This is a genomic window from Methylobacterium sp. AC315, from assembly GCF_979253755.1.
In genome coordinates, this window is sequence record NZ_CEEDEA010000016.1 from 62,723 (window position 1) to 81,456 (window position 18,734).

Sequence of the window (18,734 nt, forward strand, 5' to 3'; positions counted from 1 at the left end):
GTCCGCATGCCGCCCAAGCTCACCAAGACGATCATCGGGGCCGTGGTCGCCGTCGCGCTCGCGGCGGCCGTGTCCTACGGGGTCATCAGCCAGCAGACCGCCGATCAGATCCAGACCAAGGCCAACCAGACGCTGCAGACCGACCAGACCGCGCCGGGCCCGGCTCCGCAGCAGCAGACCCCGCCGCCGCCCCAGACTCCCAACCCGCAGTCTTCGAACCCGCAGTCTCCGAGCGATCCGAAGGCGTCGCCGCAGGCGCCCGCGGCCCGCCCGTAGGGAGCCGCGTCCCTCGCTCCACGACGCCGACGGGTCCCTGGGCCTGCGCCTTACTGGAGCGAGCCCGGACCCGGCGACATCGAGCGCCCGGCCTCGAGCAAGGCACGGATCTTCGCGGTGGCGTGGGCGAGGATGTCGGGGCGCGCCTCGTCGTAGGACGTTTCCGTGACGAAGCTCTGGAGCGCCTCCTCGATCCGGTCCTCGATCTCCTCCATGACCGTCAGGGCTTGCGGGCCCTCCCGGCGCAGGTAGGCATCCGCCAGGGCCAGGTAGGCCGCGCTGGCGAGTAGAAACGCGACCCCGTTGGCTTCCTGCGCCATCTCGGAGCCCGGCTCCGGGCTGCCGGCTTGGTCGTCCGAGAACTCATCGATCATAAAGTCATGCTCTGCACGGAATCCCTGCCAGAGCATGTCCCAGTTATTGCGGCGCACACAGCTGCAAAGACTGCGTATCAGCTTGACCTTAAGGCGCCGAATACTACTTTTGCGTCGATGATCTCAAATAATTGCACCCTGTGGTTGCAATTGCGCGCAAGGCTCCATCGATCCGTGTCGCCGCCGAGGGCGGGCCTTACGTCCTACACGATACCGCTGCCGTCGTACGGCCACGGCCGGCCGAGATGGGCCGCGACGGTGGCCGGATCGTCGCCGACCGCCCGCACGGCGGCCGTCACAGTCTCGACGGGCACCTGAAGGCGCCGCGCCCAGTACGCAGCCGAACTCGGGTCCTCGACGTTCACGCGCTTCGGCTCTTGGGACACATCGGACATGGCAACCTCCGCCGGGAGAACCGCCCGGGAGCCCGGACGGTTCAGACGCTGGGTACGGGGCGGGACGAGCCCCGATCCGTACGGATTACCAGCCGCCGTAGAACCGGCGCGGGCCGTCGTAGCCCCCGGGGCCACGCTCGTAACCACCCCCGTGGCCGTACCCATATCCCGGACGGCCGCCATAGGGGCCCCGGGGGCCGCCATAGCCCCATCCGCGATCGTTGGGACGGCAATGACCCCACGGGTTCGGATGGAAGCCCGGACCGCAGCCGCCGGCCACGTGCTCGATCAGCCCGGCGCTGTCGGGCGGGGCGTACCCGAACGGGGCCGCCTGCGCCGCCGTGCCGGTGGCAAGTCCTGCCGCGACGATCGCGGCGATACCGAGCATCCTGGAACGCACCATGACCCGATCTCCTGAACCCGTCGGCCCGCATCTGCCGGACCGGATGACCAGAGGATGTGGCCGGCGGCCTGAACCGGTTCCGGTCGGATCGTTCATCAATCCGACGGGGACTGGATTGATCGATCGCAGGGCGGCCTTCCGGAATGACGCATCAAGACAGCGTGTTCGCCAGTCTGGCGCGCTGCGAAGACCCGTGCGGACGCGCACGGCGCCGGATCGCCGGCAGGCGTAGCAGTGTGGGTGCCGGATCCGGAACGCGGTGCGCCGCCAGGGTCCGGTCCGCCGCTTTCGACGCTCTCACCAGTATGCCCATCCGTCTGTACCGTGACAGGCTGAACCAGCTTCATTTTGGAACGGGCCGGCGGCCAAATTGTTGAAACGCCATATTCACCAGAACAGGACAACCCGGATGCGCAAGCTTGCACTCGCTTCGACGGCACTGCTCGGACTAGGCCTGCTGGCGTCGGCACCTGCCGAGGCACGCGGCTGGGGTTATGGCGGCGGCTACGGTCATGGCGGCTACGGATACCGGGGCGTCGGGTTCCGCGGCGGTTACGGCGGCTATCGTGGCTACGGCGGTTACGGCCGCGGCTACGGCTACCGTCGCGGCATCGGCCCGGGCGCAGCCATCGGCCTCGGCATCGCCGGCCTGGCCGCGGGCGCGATCGTGGCCAACAGCTACGGCGGCTACGGTGGCTACGGCTACGGACGCCCGGTCGGTTATTACGGCGGTGGCTACGGCTACGCGCCGGCCTACGGCTACGCCCCCGCTTACGGCTACGGCGGCGGCTACGGTTACCCGGCTTACGGCTACGGCTACTGAGCCTTCCACCACCTGACGCTGGCGTTTGTCGGGGCACTCGGATTCGATCCGGGTGCCCCTTTTCGCAGGTGGAATGCACCGCACCCGAAGGCCTGAGGCCGCCCGGCCGTCGCTCCGGGCGGCGTCGTTCAGGTCAGGGTCGGATCATCGGCGGTGATGCCAACCGCCGTGCCGGCCGCCTCAGGGTGGGTGGAATCCGATGGGGCGATCGCTGCTCCAGCGGTGCCAGCGGGGGCCGTACCCGCCGACCCTGCGGTCGCCGTGGAACGTCGCTCGGACCACGACGGGTCGGGCAGTCGTTCGGTCGACGGGGCCGGGACGACCGCCTCTCGGCTTGTCCCGGCCTGCATCGGAGGCGGTTTTTTATCGATCGCGCAGGCTTCCTCGCGTGAGAGCCGCTGGGGCGAGGGATCGGTCATGTGATGGGTGCGTCTGTCCATCGCGACAACTCCCGGTTTGGCTGCGCTTTCAGCGGAGCAAGGCGCGCAGGTCGACCAGGGTGGTGATCAGCCCGATCGCAGCCAGGATGAGCATCAGCGCCAGGAACCCCACGATGATCCGGTCGAGCCAGCGATCCTCGTGGCTGCAGAACAGCGGTGGCTCTTCATCCAGCGGAGACCGTGCTTCGTCCCGGCTGCGGGGCGTGTGCTCGCGTTGCTTCCTATCCGCCATGTGAATCGTCGTGGTATCGGTCATGACGGCGCAAGATCAGGCCCACGGTCACGACCCTGACTGCTCCGACACGTAGCCGAGGGCGCTCCCGGCCGAGCCGCTGCTGTAGAGCGTCGAGAGATCGCCGAGCGACACGATGCCGACGAGCCGCTTGTCCCGGTCCAGCACCGGCAGGCGTCGGATCTGGAGTTCGCCCATGGTCTGCGCGCCCGCAGCACAATCCTCGTCGGCGTAGCAGTACCGGACCTCGGTGGTCATCGCCTCGCGTATGGGCGTATCCGGCCCCTTGCCCGCGGCGACCGCACGCACCGTGATATCGCGGTCCGTCAGCATGCCGACCAGCCGGTCGTTCTCGCCGACGGGAACGACACCCGCGTCCAGATCCGCCATCAAGCGCGCGGCGTCCCGGATGCTCTGGTCTGATCGTACGACGGATACGTCCGCGGTCATCACGTCACTGATCGGCATGGCATTCTCCCAAATGACGGCAACGGGGCTCGTGATCGCCAAACGCGGCGGATCAGCAAGATCTACAACCGATCAAAGCAAGACCTGCGGCGGTGTTCCGATCAACAAAGACGGACAGCAAAGATATTTCAGGCGTCTTTGTTGATGTGGTCGATGTCAAAAGAGATCATTCCGGCTGCGGGGTGGCGCCGACCTTGGCCTCTCGCCCAAGCCGTAAGATCAAGGTGTTACGGACGATCCGGTTCAGGCCGCCGGGACGTTCCGCGCCGGTCCGGCCGACCGCATCAGCTGTCCCAGCGACAGGCAGGCGGCCATGACGAAGATGGAGCAGCCCGGCACCCACATCAGGACGCCGCCGAGTTGCTGATCCTCCAGTGGCGTGTAGCCCCAGATCGGGGCCGTCAGCAGGTGGTCGGCGAAGAGCGGCCGGCCCGCGAAGGTCAGGATCGCTCCCAGAAAGCCCATCTGGATCGACGTGCCGATGCCGACGCCCAGGGCGATCAGCGCGTCCCGCCCGTCGGCCAGCACGGCCTGCCACACCATCAGGGCGCTGCCGAACAGGGTGATGTGCATCAGCCAGTAGACACGGTCGCTCGCGAAGGTGGCCGCGTACGGGGCGGGGCTGTGCCACAACCATAGCACCATCGCGAAGACCAGCCCCGCGACGACGGGGCCTGGGCGTCGCGTGCCCGCCGCCTGCCGGCCGATCAGCGCTCCGAACGCCAGGACCGGGCGTCCCAGGATGACGAGGGGCGCACCGATGAGGGAGATCACCATGTGCTGGCCGACCCGGGCGGAGAAGAGCGCCACGGAGAGGGCGCAGAGCGGCGACACCAGGGCCAGGCCGGTGATACCCCAGCCGGCGAGGAACGAAGCGCGCTCCCCGCGGCTCAGCCGGGCACGGGTGCTGCCCACTCCGTACAACCCCGCGATCACCAGGAGGACCGCGATCAGGACCGGGTCGAGGTTCCAGTGCGCCATCAGCGTGCCCGGATCGGGCGGGCTGCCACAATAGGGGATCTGCGCCGGCATCGTGCGCCTCATCTCTTGGAAAACGATCGGCTGGAGCACGCGCCGCCGAGGCGGATACCAGTCCGGCGCAGGCGAGCGCGTCGAATCGAGGATTGGGAACGGCTCTAGAGGGCAGCGACGCCCGCTTCGGCCACGGCTTGGTCCTGCTTCGAGAACCCGCCGCTGACACCGACGGCGCCGATCACCGTCCCGTCGCGCTTGAGCGGGATGCCACCGGCGAAAATGACGACCCGGGCGTGGTTGCTCGTATGGATGCCGAAGAACTGTTCGTCGGGCTGCGACAGCTCCGCCAGCGCTTTGGTCGAGATATCGAAAGCGCGGGCGGTGAACGCCTTGTTGATGGCGATGTCGATGCTGCCGAGCCATGCCCCGGGCTGCCGGGCGAAGGCCAGGAGGTGGCCGCCCGCATCGACCACGGCGATGTTCATCGGCTGCTGAACCTGATCGCTGGCGGCCGTCTCGGCGGCGGCGATGATCCGCTTGGCGTCGTCGAGCGTGAGCATGGGCAATCTCCTTCGGGCCTCGGGAACCGGGCGAACGGTCAGAGCGGCGGGGCGATGCCGCCGGGCTTGCTCAGCGACTTCACGTAGGCCGCGATCTGCCACATCTGCTCGTCGGGGATCTTGCCGCGCCACGCGGGCATGCCCTTGGGGCGGCCCTCGTAGAGGGTGTCCACGATGTTCGGCAGGGAGCCGCCGTAGATCCAGTTGTCGTCCGACAGGGCCGGCCCGAAACCGCCGCCCCCGCCGGCGTGGCAGCCGTTGCAGTTGAAGGCGGCGTAGAGGGCCTTACCCTGCTCGATCGCGGCCGGGTCGTTCTCATACTTCTTGGCCTTCTCCGCGCCGGTCGTCGGGACCGCGGCGCCACCGACGCCCTGGGGCGTCAGCACCACTTGAGGCTGCTGGTTGCCCGCGGGGTCCTGGGCGAGCGCACGGTGCAGCATGGGCCCGGACACCAGGGCGACGAGACCGGCGAGGAGGGCATGGCGGCGCATCATCGTTGCGAATCCTGGCGTGAGGGCGTTGGGTTCGGAGCGTCCTGGGTCTCCGGCGTGTCGAGGCGCGGCACGCCATAATCGACCAGGATGGCGTCGATCTCGGCTCGGTGCCGCCGCAACGCTCCGCCGATCTCCTGGGCGAAGGCGCCCCCGTCCTCCTCGCGGCGCACGGCGAAGCCGATGTCGAAGGCGAGCGGCAGACGGGCCCCGTCGAAGGGCGGCCGCACGAGGTGGACCTGAAGCGGCGGATCCTGCCGGGCGGCGAAGTAGCCCGCCAACGGCCCCCAGACGACGGCGACGTCGACCTCGCCCTTCGCGACCGCCTCGACGATCCGCGAGGGCGGGTGCGGCGTGCCGTAATCGCCGTAGAGATCGTAACCGCGCACGTTCGCCACGATTCCCCGTCGGGACAGGGCGTGGGCCGGGGGCGTGTTGTAGCCGTCATCCCCGACCATCTGCACGCCGATGCGCAGGTCTTTCAGGCGCGGATCGTCGAGGGCGGTGATGGGTACGGCATCCGCCTTCTGCACGAAGGCGTAGCCGGACCGGTAGACCGGCGCGGTCGGTCGAGCCATCTCCACGCCGACCGGCAGGCCCGGCACCACGTCGCACAGGCCGGCATTGAGCGTGTTGCGGAGGAACCCGCGCCGCTGCGCCCACCACGTATAGGTGAGTTCGGCGCCGAGGTCCTTCGCGACGATTTGGGCGATCCTGTTCTCGAAGCCTCCCCCGGCCTTGTCGGAGAAGGGCAGATTGTTCGAGTCGGCGCAGACCCGCAGGTCGCGTGCCGCGGCCGGCTTCAGGGTCGCGGTCGCCAGCAGGGGCAGCGCAGCCGCCAGCGCAACGAGACGCGCGGCCATGCTAGGCCGGGTTCTTGGCCAGCTTGAAGACATACAGCGTGCCTCCGGCCGTGGTGTATTGCGGGAGGTCGCGCATGGCCGCCACGAAACCGAGCGCCGCGGTACCCTCTTTCGGGTCGAGCCCGGCCGACACCAGTGCCCCGGACCAGCCGCCGACACCGTCGATGATCGAGACGTATTGGTGTCCGTCCGGCCCCTTCCACGTGGTGGGCTGGCCGATGATCCCGGAGCCGGTCTTGAACTTCCAAAGCTCCTTGCCGGTATGCGCGTCGACCGCTTTGAACCAGCCGTCCATGGTCCCGTAGAAGACGAGGCCGCCGGCCGTCGCCACCGCCCCGCCCCAGACCGGGAACTTCTCCTTGATCGTCCAGGCCTCCGAGCCGTCGGTGACGTTCCAGGCGGTGAACTCGCCGCGGTGGCCGCCGGGGCCCGGCTTCATGTTCACGTCGGCCCCGACATAGGGCGTGCCCTCGATGTACCCGACCTCGGACAGGCGCTCGTCCATGCAGAGATTGTTGTGCGGCAGGTAGAGGAAGCCGGTCTGGGGCGAATAGCTCGACGGGCTCCAATCCTTGGCGCCGGGCGGGCTCGGGCAGATGTCGCGCACCACGGTGTCGACCTTCGGTGCCTTCTCGGTGTTGTGTTTCAGCTTGCCGGTCTTCAGGTCCACGCCGAAATTGGTGTTGGTGTAGTGGTAGGTGCCGGCCGAGAGGACTTCGCCGTTCGTGCGGTCCATCAGGTAGACGTGGCCGTTCCGGTCCGGATGGACGAGGGCCTTGCGCGGCTTGCCCTTCCACTCGATGTCGAGCAGCACGTTCTCGTTGACGCCGTCGTGGTCGTAATAGTCGTGCGGGCTGAACTGGTAATACCACCGCGCGTTGCCCGTATCGACGTCGCGGGCGAAGATCCCGGCAGTGAACTTGTTGTCGCCCGGTCGCTGCTCATGGTTCCACGGCCCGGGATTCGACGTGCCGTAATAGACGAGCCGGAGATCCGGGTCGTAGCTGACCCAGCCCCAGACCGAGCCGCCGCCATGCCGCCACATGTCGGCGGGCCAGGACTTGACCCCGAGGTCCTTGCCCTTCTCCTGGTCGTAGAAGGGCTTGTAATCCGCCCCGATCTTCACGTCGGTATCCGGGCCCGTCGTGTAGGCGCGCCAGATCTCCTTGCCGGAGCCGAGATCCAGGGCCTTCGACCAGCCGCGTACGCCGAGTTCCCCGCCGGAATTGCCGACGATGACCTTGTCCCCCGCCACCAGCGGGGCCATCGTCATCGTCTCGCCCTGGTTGATGTCGCCGTTCTTGTGCCGCCAGACCTCCTTGCCGGTCCTGGCGTCCACGGCCACCGTGACGTTGTCGAGGGTGTTGTAGAGGACCTTGCCGCCCGCATAGGTCGGCCCGCGGTTGACCGTGTCGCAGCACGCGACCCCCTGCGAGGCGATCTCCGATTTCGGGTCATAGGACCACTTCATCGGGAAACCGGGCTTGGTCAGGTCGAGCGCGTAGAGGATGTTGGGGAAGGCGGAGACCAGGTAGAGCGTGTCGCCGACCACGATCGGTGCGCCCTCCTGGCCGCGGTTCGTCCCGACCGAGAACGTCGAGGCCACCTGCATGCCCTGGACGTTGTCTTTGGTGATCTCGTCGAGGTCGCTGTAGCGGGTGAGCGCCGTGTTGCGCCCGGGGCTCGGCCATTGACCGGCGTTGTCCGTGTCGGCCTTCGCGGCGAAGGCCGGTAGCGTCGCCTTCGAGGCGCTTTCCGTGACGGGGTTGACGGTCGGCGTGAGGACCTGAGGGTTCTTCGCCAGTTCGTCCCCGGGGGGCGGCGTCTTGCCTGAGGGCCCCTCCGTTCCGGTCCCCTTGCCCGTCGCAGGGCTCCTGTCCCGGCCCGCATCCTGAGCGAACGCGACGCTGCCCCAGACAAGTGCGATAACAGATACCGAGGTGACGGTCAGTCGCATGATCGCTCCGTCGCAGCAGACCGGGCCAAGTCGATGCTCGCCCCCTGTCGAGCCAACCGCGATCTTCCATTCGGGTTCTCAAAGTAAGGGTTTTTATTGCGAAAATAATTCCGCCGGGATTTATGATCTATGTTGTTTCGGTAGATCGGTGGGAGATGAACGATAGACTTCAAGATAGAGTGTGCGGGGCCGGACCCCCTGGACGGGTTCATCGCTTCATGAGGTAGCGCTTGCGCGAGGACGGCAGGTCAGGGCATCGCGACGGCCGGGACTTCCTGCTTGCCGGCGCGACGCTCGGCGTAGCTTTACTGTGTGACCCCGCCTGCGCGGCGGTGGCCCCGCTCGGGTACATGACCGCGTTCGGCACGCGGGCCGACGGCATCCTGCCGCTGACCTACGGCACGATGGCGATCTCCTGCCTCGTCTCGGTGCTGATCGCGGCCCTGTTGGCCTGGGCTCTCCTCCGCCACCGGGGAACCGACCGTTCGGGCAATCCCCGAGCGCTGGCCGTGGCTCGTTCGGGCGGCGGCCTGCCGTGGATCTATGTCGGCGTCGGCGTCTCGACCCTCGTGCTGTTCGGCGCGGCGGCCTGGACGATGGTGGTGCTCTCCACCGTGGCCCGGCCCGCGACCAAGCCCAGGCTCACGATCGAGATCACCGCCCGGCAATGGTGGTGGGGTGTGCGCTACCTCAGCCCCGATCACGCGCGCACCGTCACCACCGCCAACGAGATCCACATTCCCGTCGGCGAGCCTGTGGCGTTCAAGCTCGCGAGCGAGGACGTGATCCACTCGTTCTGGGTGCCGGCGCTGCACGGCAAGACGGACGTCATCCCCGGCCAGACCAACACGACCTGGCTTCAGGCGCGGGTGCCCGGCACGTATCGCGGGCAATGCACGGAGTATTGCGGGCAGCAGCACGCGCATATGGGCTTCGTCGTCATCGCGCAGGAGCCTGAGGCGTTCGAGACGTGGTATCGGCATCAGCTGGCGCCGACACCGCCGCCGACCGGCGACCTCGCTGAGGCGCAGACGACCTTCGCGGCCAAATGCGGCCTGTGCCACGCCGTGCGCGGAACGCCGGTGGGCGGCAGGCTCGGACCGGACCTCACCCATCTGAAGTCGCGCACGACCCTCGCGGCCGGGACCGTGCCCAACAACCCCGGTTATCGCGGCGCCTGGATCGCCGATCCGCAGCACATCAAGCCGGGGTCGAAAATGCCTCGTCTCGACATCTCGGGCCCGGAGCTCGCCCGGGTCCAGGCTTATCTCGATACGCTGGATTAGGAGACCGCCATGGCGCATTCACCGGCGGCCTCCCCCGCGCGCATCCCCGAGGCGATCGAGCGGCCCGGCCAGGACGTGCTCGACCGGCTGGAGCGGATCTGGCGGACCGAGCCCGGCCTCCTCGGGGTGGTGGCCACCGTCGATCACAAGATCATCGGCATCCGCTACCTCGTCACCGCCTTCGCCTTCCTCATCGCGGGTGGCCTGGAGGCCCTTGCGATCCGCCTGCAGCTCGCCGGCCCCGACCGGGCGCTGATCTCGCCGCAGGCCTACAATCAGCTCTTCACGATGCACGGCGTGACGATGATGTTCCTCTACGCCTTCCCCGTGCTCTCCGGCTTCTCGAACTACCTCTGGCCGCTGCTGTTGGGCTCGCGCGACATGGCCTTCCCCCGGCTCAATGCCTTGTCCTACTGGATCTTCCTGGCCTCGGGGCTCTTCCTCTACGCGAGCTTCTTCATCGGGCAGGCGCCGGACGACGGCTGGTTCAACTACGTCCCCTACGCGTCGAAGGTCTACAATGCCGGCCCCAACATCGACTGGTATCTGCTGGGCCTGATCTTCCTGGGCATTTCCACGACCGTCGGTTCGGTGAACTTCGTCGTGACGTTGATGCGCACCCGCGCGCCGGGCATGTCGATCAACCGCCTGCCGATCCTGGTCTGGGGCACGATGACCGCCTCGGTCGCCAACCTGTTCGCGGTGCCGGCGGTCAGCCTCGCCTGCCTGCTCCTGTGGCTCGACCGGCAGTTCGGCACGACGTTCTTCGATCCGCGGGACGGCGGCTCGCCGCTGCTGTGGCAGCACCTGTTCTGGATGTTCGGCCACCCATGGGTCTACGCCCTGGTGCTGCCGGCCATGGGCATCGTCTCGGACGCCCTGCCCACCTTCTGCCGCCGGCCGCTGGTCGGCTACACCCTGGTGGCGCTCGGCACCGTCGCCACCATGATCTTCGGCTTCGGCGTGTGGGTGCACCACATGTTCGCCACCGGCATCCCCGACCTCGCGCTCTCCTTCCTCTCGGCGGCTTCGATCGTGATCGCGGTGCCGAGCGCGGTGGCGGTCTTCGCCTGGATCGCCACGATCTGGGGCGGGCGACCTGTCGTCACCACGGCGTTCCTGTTCTTCGTGGGCTTCGTCCTGCTGTTCGTGATCGGCGGCGTCTCCGGCTTCATGACCGGCTCGGTACCGGTCGACTGGCAGCTGACGGACACGTACTTCGTGGTGGCGCACATCCACTACGTTCTGGTCGGCATCAACGTCTTCCCGGTGATCGGCGGAATCTATTACTGGTTCCCGAAATTCACCGGCCGGATGATGAACGAGCGCCTCGGCCGGTGGAACGTCTGGACGATGTTCGTGGGCTTCAACCTCGGCTTCTTCCCGATGCACATCACCGGCCTGATGGGGATGCCCCGGCGCATCTACACCTACGGCCCGGAGATGGGCTGGACCAACCTCAACCTCGTCACCACGATCGGGTCCTTCCTGTTCGCGCTCGGCGTGCTCCTGTTCCTCGTCAACGTCGCGATCAGCCTGCGGGGTGGAGCGGTGGCGGGCGACAATCCCTGGGACGCGCCGACCCTCGAATGGGCGACCCCGTCACCGCCGCCGCCCTACAACTTCGCGGTGATCCCCACCGTGGCGAGCCGCCATCCGCTCTGGGAGGACCGCCTCGATGCCGACGAGCGCACCGACCGCTCGCAGATCGACCGGGGTCTCCTCCTCGACCACGGCCGGGAAACCATCGCGACGACGGTGCTGGACGCCGAGCCCGACGTGATCCTGAAGATGCCCGGCGACAGCCAAGCGCCGTTCTGGCTGACGGTCGCCCTGGCCCTGCTGTTCGTGGCGCTGCTCCTCCACGCGTGGTGGCTCGCGGGGGCGGCGATGATCGGCACCGGCCTCGCCATTTTGGCCTGGCTCTGGCCGGAACGCGGCCTCGGGCAGCGGCTTGCCGCAGCGACGGGAGCCCCCGCCCATGGCTGATTCAGCAACGCTCGCACCGCCGGCGGACAGGGCCCTGGAGCCCGCCGAGCGGGCCCTGCCGGTCGGCACGGTGAGCGACGTCCGCTCCTCCGGCATGCTCGGGATGCTGTTCCTGATCCTGACCGAGGCGACGATCTTCGGCTACCTGATCTTCGGATACTTCTACACGGCCGCCTCCGCGCAGGGCGCATGGCCACCGCAGGGGTCGCCCGGCCTCGGCTACGCCCTCACCAACCTCGTCCTCGCCCTCGTCAGCGCCGGGGCGGTATGGTGGGCGGATCGCGCCATTCGCGTCGACCAGCCGCGCCCCGCCGCAGCCGGTCTGGCTGCGGCGTTCCTCCTGGGCCTCGTCTTCCTGGGCATCCAGGGGCTCGATTGGCGCGCCCATGCGAGCCTCACGGCCGGGGCCTACCGTTCCCTGTGCCTGACCATCACCGGGGTCCACGTCGCGCATCTCGTCGTCGGACTCGGAATCCTGGCGGCCCTGAGCGGCTGGACGCTGCGCGGCTATTTCGGCGCCGCGCGGTCGGCGCCGGTGCGGATCGGGGCCGCCTACTGGTACTTCGTCGTCGCTGCAGAGGTCGCGGTCTTCGCGACCCTGTCCCTGTCGCCACACCTGAGTTAGCGCGATGGCACCGGACCTCGCCGCCGGGCATCCGGCACCTCAGCGCCACCGGGTCGGCCTCGTTCCGGTCGCCTTCGGACTTGCGGGCGCACCACTCGCCTGGGTCGGTCTGAGCCTCGTCAATTACGGCCTCGCGAGCCAGTCCTGCGCCACGGATGCGGCGGGCGCGACCTGGGCAATCCTCGGCGCGGCCGACATCCTGGGCCTCGGGATTTCCCTGGCCGCCCTCTGGTACGCGCACGCCGCGTGGCGCCGCACCGGGACCGAGCAGGCGGGCGGCCAGCAGCGGACGCTGGAGATCGGGGAAGGCCGCACGCGCTTCCTAGCCCTCTGCGGGATCGTGACGAGCCTCGGCTTCGCGATCGGAATCCTGTTCGCGCTCCTTCCCATCCTGCTGGTCTCGACATGCTGATCGATCGCCGTCGTCCCCGGCCGAGGGGGCCGCTCGCCCTCGCCGCGCTCGCCTGCGCTCTCTCGACCGCCGGCTGCGACGGTCAGGCCACCGCCGGCGATCGGACCGATGCCCATGGCGCGGTGCACCTCATCCGGAGTTACGGCTGCGGAGGCTGCCACGAGATCCCCGGCGTCGAGGGAGCGACCGGTCGGGTCGGCCCGCCCCTCAACGGGATCGGCCGGCGGGTCTTCCTCGCAGGGATGCTGCGGAACGAACCGCAATCCATGATCCGCTGGCTCCGGGATCCGCAATCCGTGGTGCCCGGCAATGCCATGCCGAACATGGGGATCACCGAGGACGACGCCCGGACCATCGCGGCTTATCTCGCGACCCTCCGCTGAACGGATTCCGACGCCGATCGGACGACGATGCAAGATTGGTTCGGCGACGCGAGATTTCTGGACGGACTCTGATCCAGGTCGATTCGGGACCGGCGCCGCCGATGTAGATCGGGCCACCGGACATGCTCCGGTCGGCTCTGCCGGTTCTGACACGCCCCCGATCCTGGCCGGCGGAGCCGCCTCTCGTTCACACGCCGCCATGAGGATGGATCATGCCCCACACCGCCGCGACGCCTGACGGCTTTTGGGACACGGTCGCGGACCATGTCACCGCGAAGGTCCGGCCCGTCCTTCGACAGCGCCGGAGCGCGCGGGATCCGGTCATCGCCTATCTCCGTGATCTGGAGACCGTCGCGCGCCGGGAATGCGAAAGCCGGGCGGCCATTCAGGTCATCGCCTCGGGTCGGCACGTGCTCGGAGACCGCAGCGAGATCGGCCCAACGGACGGCCCGTTCTCCCGGACCTGACGAAGGCTCAGGAGCGCGAGCGAGTGGGATGCCCGCCCTTCACGCCAAAGCAGCTCGACCGCAGAGGGCTGCCCGTGGATGCCACGGACCCGACAGCAGATGACAACCGATCCTCGCCGGAGGACGAAACAGCGGCCCTCGATCCGGGCCGACGAGGTGAGCGAACCGAACCCGAACCGGATCGGCGAACGCTGAGCGCCCGATAAAAACCGGCCGCGTAAGGACTGCTCAGACTCGTAGCTCCAGGCGCGAATGGCCCGATCCGCTCGGGCGTTTGGAGGCGGAGCGCCGGAAGCGAGGCCGCAGCCCGCCACCGAAGACTACCCGGGGTGATCGCCTGCGCGGTGCTCTCGACGGCCGTGATGGACACAAGGTCGAACGGCCGGTTCTGCGCCCATCGGCGATCCGGCATGGCGTCGTCCGGCCGAAAGCTGACCGGCTGCGTCAGGGGTATGGCCCATCAAGCGGACGGCGCTACCGGCGCGGGACAGCGCCCGGCGACCAAGTCGGCCTTTCAGGAGACATCCGAGGGCGGCACTCGTTCACGCAGCGTGCGTCGCGCCACCAGCCCGAGCGTCGAGCCCTGCACGATGATGGTGAACAGCACCACCGCGTAGGTCGATGCCAGGATCGCGGGCTTGGCGTCGCTCTCCGGTATCGAAAGCGCCAGTGCCACGGAGATGCCGCCCCGAACGCCGGCCCAGGTCAGGAACGGCACGTTGCGGGGCGAGAGGTTTCCGCCCCAGCGGAAGGCGAGGAGCGGCGTCGTGACGGCCACCAACCGGGCGACGAGGACGATGGGAACCGCACAGGCGGCCAGTGCCAGGCCGCCGAGCTCGAATCGCAGCACCAGCACCTCCAGCCCGATCAGCAGGAACAGCACCGAGTTCAGCACCTCGTCGATCAGGGTCCACAGCGCCGAGACGTAGCCTTGCGTCTCCTCGCTCATGGCGTCGCGCGGGGCCCGGTCGCCGACAAGGAGCCCGGCGGCGACCACCGCGAGGGGGCCGCTGAAATGCAGCTTCTGGGCGAGGGCGTAGGTGCCCGCGACCAGCGCCAGTGTGATCAGCACCTCGACGGGGAAGTCGTCGATGGCGCGCATGGCCCGGTAGGCGACGTAGCCGGTCGCGATCCCCAGGACGAGACCGCCGCCGGCCTCCTGCAGAAGCAGCGTGGCGATGCCGCCAGCGCTCGTGGCCTCCCCGCCGGAGCCCGCCGCGAAGGCCACGAGCACGGTGAACAGCACGATGCCGATGCCGTCGTTGAACAGGGCCTCGCCCTGCATCTCGACCTCGAGAGTTTCCGGCACCTTGACGTTCTTCAGGGTCGCCAGCACCGCGACCGGATCGGTCGGGCTGATGAGGGCGCCGAAGACGAGGGCCCAGGAGAGCGGGACCGGCCGCCCGACGAGGTCGGCCGCCAGCCAGAACGCGCCGCCCACGATGGCCGTGGAGATCAGGGTGCCGAAAAGCGCCAGCGTGGCGACAGGCCAGGCCCGGTCGCGAAGCATGCGCAGGTCGAGGCTCATGGCGCCGGCGAAGAGGAGGAAGGCCAGCATGCCATTCATCACCACCTCGGTGAAGTCGACCTGCCTCAGCACCCTGGTCAGGTCCTCGTAGAGGTGCTGGCCCGGGAAGGCGAGGTCGAGACCGACGAGGGTGAGCGAGGCAAGCAGCCCCATCACCAGGAGGCCGATGGTATGCGGCATGCGCAGGAAGCGGCGATTCAGCCAGCCGAACAGGGCCGAGAGGGTCAGCAGCAGTGCGGCGAGGTCGAAGATCGAGATCATGGGACTCTCCCGCCCGCGCCGGAGCGGGCTGCGATGGGTTTGCCGGACTGGAGGCTCATCGCGGCTGGAGGCGTTCGGTCGCCCCGGCGGCGGCGAGCACCGCGTTGGCGGCGGCGACATCGTCGGCGTCCCGCTGCGGCGTCATCCTCCCCCGTTCCCCGGTCTGCCGGCACAGACGGACGAGAAGGGGGACGTGGTCCGAGCCGAAGGCTTCGAGGCGCTCGACGTCCAGCGTCGCGAACCCGCCTTCGTGGAAGACGTGGTCGAGGGGCCAGCGGATCCAGGACGAATGGGCGTTCCAGGTCGCGACGTAGCCGTAGCCGCGGCGCGGGTCGATCAATCCGGAGAGCCTGGCCATCCGCTCCACGGCGATCTCCCACGGCGTGGCGTTGAGGTCGCCGGCGAGGACGCCCGGCTCGACCCGGTCGCGCAGCACCGCGGCCGCCGCGTAGAGTTGGGCGTCCCGTCCGCGGGCGGATTGCCAGGGCTGCGGCGGCTTCGGGTGGAGGCCGACGAAATCGACGATTTCCCCGCTGCGCAGGGTGACGCCGGTCACGACCGCCGGCGTGTCCTGCCCGGCGAGATGACGGATGCCGCCGTTCACCAGGGGCAGACGCGAGAAGAAGTGGATGCCGTAATACGACCCCGTGATCCGCTGCAGGGCGTGGGGCATGGCGGCGAGCACGGGCTTCAAGGCCTCGTCCCACCACGTGTCGGTCTCCATGGCGAGGAACAGGTCGGGTTCCTCCCGCCCGACGGCCTCGACCAAGGGCGCGGCGTTCCGGCTCCCGAGTTGCACGTTCGCGATCAGCACGGAGAGCCTGCGCTCCACGGGGCATCCTTCGACCCGCATGCCGCCCGTCGGCCGATATGGCCACAGGATCCAGGCGTTGACCGCCAGTGCGAGGGTCACCAGCGCAAGAGCCGGAAGGGTCGACCTGGGAGCTCCCCGAAGGAAGGGAAACAGGGCCAGACCGACCGCCAGCAGGCCTCCGGCGAAAGGCAGGCGCGGAAAGTCGAGCAGCCGCACCGCCCACCACTCGGTCGGGATCAAGGGCACGAGGCTCGCGGCGGCCAGGATGGCGGCAAGCAGGATGAGCGCGTAGCGGGCGAGGGCCTTCACGGGCGGCGCCCGGCAGGTTGGCTCACCGCCAGCCGAGAAACGCCGGTCGGGCCGTCCCCGCAATCGGGGCAGGCGGAGCTCAGCGCATGTCCTTGGGCAGGTGCTTGATCGGGTCGGTCCGGCCGCCCTGGGTCTTGCTCTGGACCGAACCCTCGGACTGCATGACGTCGGTCGAGGACTGGATCGCGCTCGGCGGTGCGACCTGCCCGTTGCCCTCGTGGCGCGCGTTTCCGGCGCCCTTCACCGTCGAGGTTCCCGAGGGCAGCGTCCCAGCGGTCGGCTGGTCGATAGAGCTGGCCGCGGACTGCGCGCTCGCGGGGCTGGCAAACGCCACGCCGACGGCAAACAGGAGTGGGCCGACGATGCGCGTGGCGGCGCGACCGGACGCGGCCCGGACGAGGTGGAGCGAATTCATGCAAACGGTCCTGTCGGATGGACGGCGATCGGGGGTGTCGATCTGAAACCCCGCCGGCCCCTTTGGTTCCTCGTCGGGCGCAGGGCCGCCGAGGCGCGACGATCCGTTTCCCGGGTGGTCCGTCCGTACGTCGAACGCGAAGCCGGGCCCGGCACGCTGCCGGGACGGCGATGTCGCCGTGGTCGAACCCGCCCCGTGACACACGGGGCGGGCCGTCCGAGGTGTCGGCTTACTTCGGCATCAGGACGCTATCGATGACGTGCACGACGCCGTTCGACTGGTTCACGTCGGCCTGCTCCACGAAGGCGCCGCCGCCCTTCTGATCGATCAGCGCCAGTCGGTCGCCGTCCATCTTCACCGTCAGGATCTGGCCCTCGACCGTCTTCAGGTTGGCGTCGGCGCCGCCCATCTTGGCCTTGGCCATCAGTTCCTTGGCGTCGAGCTTGCCCGGAACGACGTGGTAGGTGAGCACGGCCGTCAGCGTCTTCTTCATGTCCGGCTTCAGGAGCGCGTCGACCGTGCCGGCCGGCAGCTTCTTGAAGGCGTCGTTAGTCGGCGCGAACACCGTGAACGGGCCCTTGCCATTCAGGGTGTCGGCGAGCCCGGCGGCCTTCACGGCGGAGACGAGGGTCGTCAGGTTGCTGGCCTTGGACGCGTTCTCCACGATGGTCTTGCTGGGCATCATCGGCGCGCCGCCGACCATGGGGGCGGTCTCGGCGAAGGCCGGCGCCGCGAAGGCCAGGCCGGAGGCGAGAAGGGCGGCAGGCAGAATCGTACGCATCATAAAGGGTCCTGTAGGCGTCATCACGGCTCGATCGTCGAGGCTCGTCACGGCGTTACGGGATGATGAGCGTTCGGGTTTCACAGCCTAGATCACAAGAAATTCATCGCCCCTGCGTAAATGACGCGGGCTTAGTTTTTCTTCATGCCAGTTTGCTCGACCTTATGCTGACGCTTAATTGTCAGCGGCACGGTTCCCGGGCCCTTTGTTCGGTCCCTATCGAGCGGGAAACTAGCCAAATAGTCACACGCGGGCCGTCGTTTTTTCTGAACGTTTCCTGAACGCGAACGTTGGGGCTCCGAACTGTGCAGCCGGAACGGGGACGAGTCCGGTCCCGTCAGGGGCGATCCGAGCGGCACCTTCGAACCAACACTCGGGAGATCTTCTTGCTCTATCGCACGTTCGCCGCCGCCGTCGCGCTCGCCTGCCTGTCGGCCCCGGCCCTGGCCCAGACGACGCCCGCGGCCCCGGCTCCCGGCACCGCCATGCCCGCGTCCTCCGACATGACATCCTCCGGCCGGGGGATGACGATGGCCGACACCGCGACGGTGAAGCTGAAGTACGTGACTGTGAAGCCCGCGGACGTGATGTCGTCCAAGCTCATCGGCACGACCGTCTACAACAACAAGAACGAGACCGTCGGCGAGATCGAGGATCTCGCGATCGAGAACGGCAAGACGCTGACCGGCGTCGTCGTCAGCGTCGGCGGCTTCCTCGGCATCGGCGAGAGCTACGTCGTGCTCGATCCCGCGACGCTCGCCATCAGCGACAAGGACGGCACTTGGACGGCGCACGCCGACACCGACAAGGACACCCTCGCGAACGCGCCGAAGTTCACCTACTCGAAGAAGAAGAGCTGATCGGCCCCACGGAAGGAGAGACGACCATGAAGCACACCATCCTCGCCTCGGCGCTCCTGGCCGGTCTCGGCCTCGGTGCCTCCACGATGCCGTCGGCGGCCCTGCCGATGGCCATGACGGGCGTCGCTCCGGCCGCGAACGCCGACCTCGTGCAGGTGCGCATGCACCGGCGCCACCGCATGCGGCAGGGCTCGGCGAGCCGCGGCAACGCCGCCATGCCTTCACGGGGAGCCCGCGGCCAACAATATGGTGGAACCACCGGCGGCCCGCGTCGCTGATCCGGCTGAGATATGATCCGCGGGGGCCTGCCGCCCTCGCGGACCGAAGATGAAGCGCCGCCGGCTGGC

Annotated in this window: 24 protein-coding genes; 10 read left to right on the top strand and 14 right to left on the bottom strand. The window is 68.5% G+C overall.

Translation table 11 applies throughout. The features are described 5' to 3' along the window. Nucleotides 1–6 precede the first annotated feature (6 nt). Nucleotides 7–276, top strand: a complete 270-nt coding sequence (locus tag AC0IY0_RS21995) for a hypothetical protein (protein ID WP_147908664.1) — start codon at nucleotides 7–9, stop codon at nucleotides 274–276. Between the two features lie 50 nt (nucleotides 277–326). Here the strand turns inward: AC0IY0_RS21995 and AC0IY0_RS22000 are convergent, their stop codons facing one another. The 3 genes from AC0IY0_RS22000 to AC0IY0_RS22010 all read right to left on the bottom strand — a co-directional run bounded on the left by AC0IY0_RS22000 (nucleotide 327) and on the right by AC0IY0_RS22010 (nucleotide 1,448). Further along, nucleotides 327–650: a hypothetical protein gene (locus AC0IY0_RS22000; protein WP_147940280.1), complete on the bottom strand. Its 324-nt coding sequence runs from the start codon at nucleotides 648–650 to the stop codon at nucleotides 327–329. 203 nt (nucleotides 651–853) lie between these two features. Next, nucleotides 854–1,045: a DUF3606 domain-containing protein gene (locus tag AC0IY0_RS22005; RefSeq protein WP_147908662.1), complete on the bottom strand. Its 192-nt coding sequence runs from the start codon at nucleotides 1,043–1,045 to the stop codon at nucleotides 854–856. Nucleotides 1,046–1,130: 85 nt separating this feature from the next. Further along, on the bottom strand, nucleotides 1,131–1,448 hold the full coding sequence (locus AC0IY0_RS22010; protein ID WP_147908661.1) for a GCG_CRPN prefix-to-repeats domain-containing protein: 318 nt from the start codon (nucleotides 1,446–1,448) through the stop codon (nucleotides 1,131–1,133). A gap of 409 nt (nucleotides 1,449–1,857) precedes the next feature. Between AC0IY0_RS22010 and AC0IY0_RS22015 the strand changes: the two genes are divergently transcribed. Next, nucleotides 1,858–2,271, top strand: coding sequence for a hypothetical protein (locus tag AC0IY0_RS22015; protein WP_147940279.1), 414 nt, complete (start codon nucleotides 1,858–1,860; stop codon nucleotides 2,269–2,271). Nucleotides 2,272–2,739: 468 nt separating this feature from the next. Here AC0IY0_RS22015 and AC0IY0_RS22020 read toward each other — a convergent pair whose 3' ends face one another. From AC0IY0_RS22020 to AC0IY0_RS22050, 7 genes are all read right to left on the bottom strand, one after another. After that, complete coding sequence (locus AC0IY0_RS22020) at nucleotides 2,740–2,943, bottom strand: hypothetical protein (protein ID WP_147908659.1); 204 nt, start codon at nucleotides 2,941–2,943, stop codon at nucleotides 2,740–2,742. 48 nt (nucleotides 2,944–2,991) lie between these two features. Beyond that, nucleotides 2,992–3,411 (bottom strand): CBS domain-containing protein, encoded by a 420-nt coding sequence (locus AC0IY0_RS22025; protein WP_147908658.1) that lies wholly within the window; start codon nucleotides 3,409–3,411, stop codon nucleotides 2,992–2,994. 243 nt (nucleotides 3,412–3,654) lie between these two features. Further along, complete coding sequence (locus AC0IY0_RS22030) at nucleotides 3,655–4,443, bottom strand: cytochrome c oxidase assembly protein (protein ID WP_187278498.1); 789 nt, start codon at nucleotides 4,441–4,443, stop codon at nucleotides 3,655–3,657. 104 nt (nucleotides 4,444–4,547) lie between these two features. Further along, nucleotides 4,548–4,946, bottom strand: coding sequence for a GlcG/HbpS family heme-binding protein (locus AC0IY0_RS22035; RefSeq protein ID WP_147908656.1), 399 nt, complete (start codon nucleotides 4,944–4,946; stop codon nucleotides 4,548–4,550). A gap of 38 nt (nucleotides 4,947–4,984) precedes the next feature. Beyond that, entirely contained in the window at nucleotides 4,985–5,440 is a 456-nt protein-coding gene (locus AC0IY0_RS22040) for a c-type cytochrome (protein WP_147908655.1), read from the bottom strand. Further along, nucleotides 5,437–6,300: a substrate-binding domain-containing protein gene (locus tag AC0IY0_RS22045; protein ID WP_471765517.1), complete on the bottom strand. Its 864-nt coding sequence runs from the start codon at nucleotides 6,298–6,300 to the stop codon at nucleotides 5,437–5,439. Before AC0IY0_RS22045 ends, AC0IY0_RS22040 begins: the two co-directional genes overlap by 4 nt. A gap of 1 nt (nucleotide 6,301) precedes the next feature. After that, nucleotides 6,302–8,257 carry a methanol/ethanol family PQQ-dependent dehydrogenase gene (locus AC0IY0_RS22050; RefSeq protein WP_471765519.1) on the bottom strand — a complete coding sequence of 652 codons (1,956 nt, stop codon included), beginning with the start codon at nucleotides 8,255–8,257 and terminating at the stop codon, nucleotides 6,302–6,304. A 230-nt stretch (nucleotides 8,258–8,487) separates the two neighbouring features. Here AC0IY0_RS22050 and coxB point away from each other — a divergent pair, with 230 nt between their 5' ends. The 6 genes from coxB (at nucleotide 8,488) to AC0IY0_RS22080 (ending at nucleotide 13,419) form a co-directional block, all read left to right on the top strand. Further along, the gene (gene coxB / locus AC0IY0_RS22055) at nucleotides 8,488–9,543 is read left to right on the top strand and encodes a cytochrome c oxidase subunit II (RefSeq protein WP_471765521.1); all 1,056 of its coding nucleotides are present in this window, start codon (nucleotides 8,488–8,490) and stop codon (nucleotides 9,541–9,543) included. Nucleotides 9,544–9,552: 9 nt separating this feature from the next. After that, nucleotides 9,553–11,532, top strand: coding sequence for a cytochrome c oxidase subunit I (gene ctaD, locus AC0IY0_RS22060; RefSeq protein WP_147908652.1), 1,980 nt, complete (start codon nucleotides 9,553–9,555; stop codon nucleotides 11,530–11,532). Next, entirely contained in the window at nucleotides 11,525–12,157 is a 633-nt protein-coding gene (locus AC0IY0_RS22065) for a cytochrome c oxidase subunit 3 (RefSeq protein WP_471765523.1), read from the top strand. The genes ctaD and AC0IY0_RS22065 overlap by 8 nt, the downstream gene beginning before the upstream one ends. Before the next feature lie 4 nt (nucleotides 12,158–12,161). Next, nucleotides 12,162–12,569 (top strand): hypothetical protein, encoded by a 408-nt coding sequence (locus AC0IY0_RS22070; protein ID WP_419828844.1) that lies wholly within the window; start codon nucleotides 12,162–12,164, stop codon nucleotides 12,567–12,569. Further along, nucleotides 12,563–12,952: a c-type cytochrome gene (locus AC0IY0_RS22075; protein ID WP_147908649.1), complete on the top strand. Its 390-nt coding sequence runs from the start codon at nucleotides 12,563–12,565 to the stop codon at nucleotides 12,950–12,952. Before AC0IY0_RS22070 ends, AC0IY0_RS22075 begins: the two co-directional genes overlap by 7 nt. A 212-nt stretch (nucleotides 12,953–13,164) precedes the next feature. Beyond that, nucleotides 13,165–13,419: a hypothetical protein gene (locus AC0IY0_RS22080; protein ID WP_471765524.1), complete on the top strand. Its 255-nt coding sequence runs from the start codon at nucleotides 13,165–13,167 to the stop codon at nucleotides 13,417–13,419. A gap of 514 nt (nucleotides 13,420–13,933) precedes the next feature. Here the strand turns inward: AC0IY0_RS22080 and AC0IY0_RS22085 are convergent. The 4 genes from AC0IY0_RS22085 to AC0IY0_RS22100 all read right to left on the bottom strand — a co-directional run bounded on the left by AC0IY0_RS22085 (nucleotide 13,934) and on the right by AC0IY0_RS22100 (nucleotide 17,530). Then, nucleotides 13,934–15,208, bottom strand: a complete 1,275-nt coding sequence (locus tag AC0IY0_RS22085; RefSeq protein ID WP_147940272.1) for a cation:proton antiporter — start codon at nucleotides 15,206–15,208, stop codon at nucleotides 13,934–13,936. Between the two features lie 55 nt (nucleotides 15,209–15,263). Then, a complete protein-coding gene (locus AC0IY0_RS22090; RefSeq protein WP_471765526.1) occupies nucleotides 15,264–16,331 on the bottom strand; it encodes an endonuclease/exonuclease/phosphatase family protein in 1,068 nt (355 codons plus the stop codon). Between the two features lie 79 nt (nucleotides 16,332–16,410). After that, complete coding sequence (locus AC0IY0_RS22095) at nucleotides 16,411–16,746, bottom strand: hypothetical protein (RefSeq protein ID WP_471765527.1); 336 nt, start codon at nucleotides 16,744–16,746, stop codon at nucleotides 16,411–16,413. 229 nt (nucleotides 16,747–16,975) lie between these two features. Continuing rightward, the gene (locus AC0IY0_RS22100; protein ID WP_471765528.1) at nucleotides 16,976–17,530 is read right to left on the bottom strand and encodes a fasciclin domain-containing protein; all 555 of its coding nucleotides are present in this window, start codon (nucleotides 17,528–17,530) and stop codon (nucleotides 16,976–16,978) included. 383 nt (nucleotides 17,531–17,913) lie between these two features. Between AC0IY0_RS22100 and AC0IY0_RS22105 the strand changes: the two genes are divergently transcribed. After that, a complete protein-coding gene (locus AC0IY0_RS22105) occupies nucleotides 17,914–18,387 on the top strand; it encodes a PRC-barrel domain-containing protein (RefSeq protein ID WP_471765529.1) in 474 nt (157 codons plus the stop codon). A 26-nt stretch (nucleotides 18,388–18,413) separates the two neighbouring features. Continuing rightward, nucleotides 18,414–18,665 carry a hypothetical protein gene (locus tag AC0IY0_RS22110; protein WP_471765532.1) on the top strand — a complete coding sequence of 84 codons (252 nt, stop codon included), beginning with the start codon at nucleotides 18,414–18,416 and terminating at the stop codon, nucleotides 18,663–18,665. Nucleotides 18,666–18,734: the final 69 nt, after the last annotated feature.

Coding starts and splice junctions, on each gene's coding strand:
- AC0IY0_RS21995 (WP_147908664.1), top strand. CDS start 7: ATGCCGCCCAAGCTCACCAAGACGATCATCGGGGCCGTGGTCGCCGTC.
- AC0IY0_RS22000 (WP_147940280.1), bottom strand. CDS start 650: ATGATCGATGAGTTCTCGGACGACCAAGCCGGCAGCCCGGAGCCGGGC.
- AC0IY0_RS22005 (WP_147908662.1), bottom strand. CDS start 1,045: ATGTCCGATGTGTCCCAAGAGCCGAAGCGCGTGAACGTCGAGGACCCG.
- AC0IY0_RS22010 (WP_147908661.1), bottom strand. CDS start 1,448: ATGGTGCGTTCCAGGATGCTCGGTATCGCCGCGATCGTCGCGGCAGGA.
- AC0IY0_RS22015 (WP_147940279.1), top strand. CDS start 1,858: ATGCGCAAGCTTGCACTCGCTTCGACGGCACTGCTCGGACTAGGCCTG.
- AC0IY0_RS22020 (WP_147908659.1), bottom strand. CDS start 2,943: ATGGCGGATAGGAAGCAACGCGAGCACACGCCCCGCAGCCGGGACGAA.
- AC0IY0_RS22025 (WP_147908658.1), bottom strand. CDS start 3,411: ATGCCGATCAGTGACGTGATGACCGCGGACGTATCCGTCGTACGATCA.
- AC0IY0_RS22030 (WP_187278498.1), bottom strand. CDS start 4,443: ATGCCGGCGCAGATCCCCTATTGTGGCAGCCCGCCCGATCCGGGCACG.
- AC0IY0_RS22035 (WP_147908656.1), bottom strand. CDS start 4,946: ATGCTCACGCTCGACGACGCCAAGCGGATCATCGCCGCCGCCGAGACG.
- AC0IY0_RS22040 (WP_147908655.1), bottom strand. CDS start 5,440: ATGATGCGCCGCCATGCCCTCCTCGCCGGTCTCGTCGCCCTGGTGTCC.
- AC0IY0_RS22045 (WP_471765517.1), bottom strand. CDS start 6,300: ATGGCCGCGCGTCTCGTTGCGCTGGCGGCTGCGCTGCCCCTGCTGGCG.
- AC0IY0_RS22050 (WP_471765519.1), bottom strand. CDS start 8,257: ATGCGACTGACCGTCACCTCGGTATCTGTTATCGCACTTGTCTGGGGC.
- ctaD (WP_147908652.1), top strand. CDS start 9,553: ATGGCGCATTCACCGGCGGCCTCCCCCGCGCGCATCCCCGAGGCGATC.
- AC0IY0_RS22065 (WP_471765523.1), top strand. CDS start 11,525: ATGGCTGATTCAGCAACGCTCGCACCGCCGGCGGACAGGGCCCTGGAG.
- AC0IY0_RS22070 (WP_419828844.1), top strand. CDS start 12,162: ATGGCACCGGACCTCGCCGCCGGGCATCCGGCACCTCAGCGCCACCGG.
- AC0IY0_RS22075 (WP_147908649.1), top strand. CDS start 12,563: ATGCTGATCGATCGCCGTCGTCCCCGGCCGAGGGGGCCGCTCGCCCTC.
- AC0IY0_RS22080 (WP_471765524.1), top strand. CDS start 13,165: ATGCCCCACACCGCCGCGACGCCTGACGGCTTTTGGGACACGGTCGCG.
- AC0IY0_RS22085 (WP_147940272.1), bottom strand. CDS start 15,208: ATGATCTCGATCTTCGACCTCGCCGCACTGCTGCTGACCCTCTCGGCC.
- AC0IY0_RS22095 (WP_471765527.1), bottom strand. CDS start 16,746: ATGAATTCGCTCCACCTCGTCCGGGCCGCGTCCGGTCGCGCCGCCACG.
- AC0IY0_RS22100 (WP_471765528.1), bottom strand. CDS start 17,530: ATGATGCGTACGATTCTGCCTGCCGCCCTTCTCGCCTCCGGCCTGGCC.
- AC0IY0_RS22110 (WP_471765532.1), top strand. CDS start 18,414: ATGAAGCACACCATCCTCGCCTCGGCGCTCCTGGCCGGTCTCGGCCTC.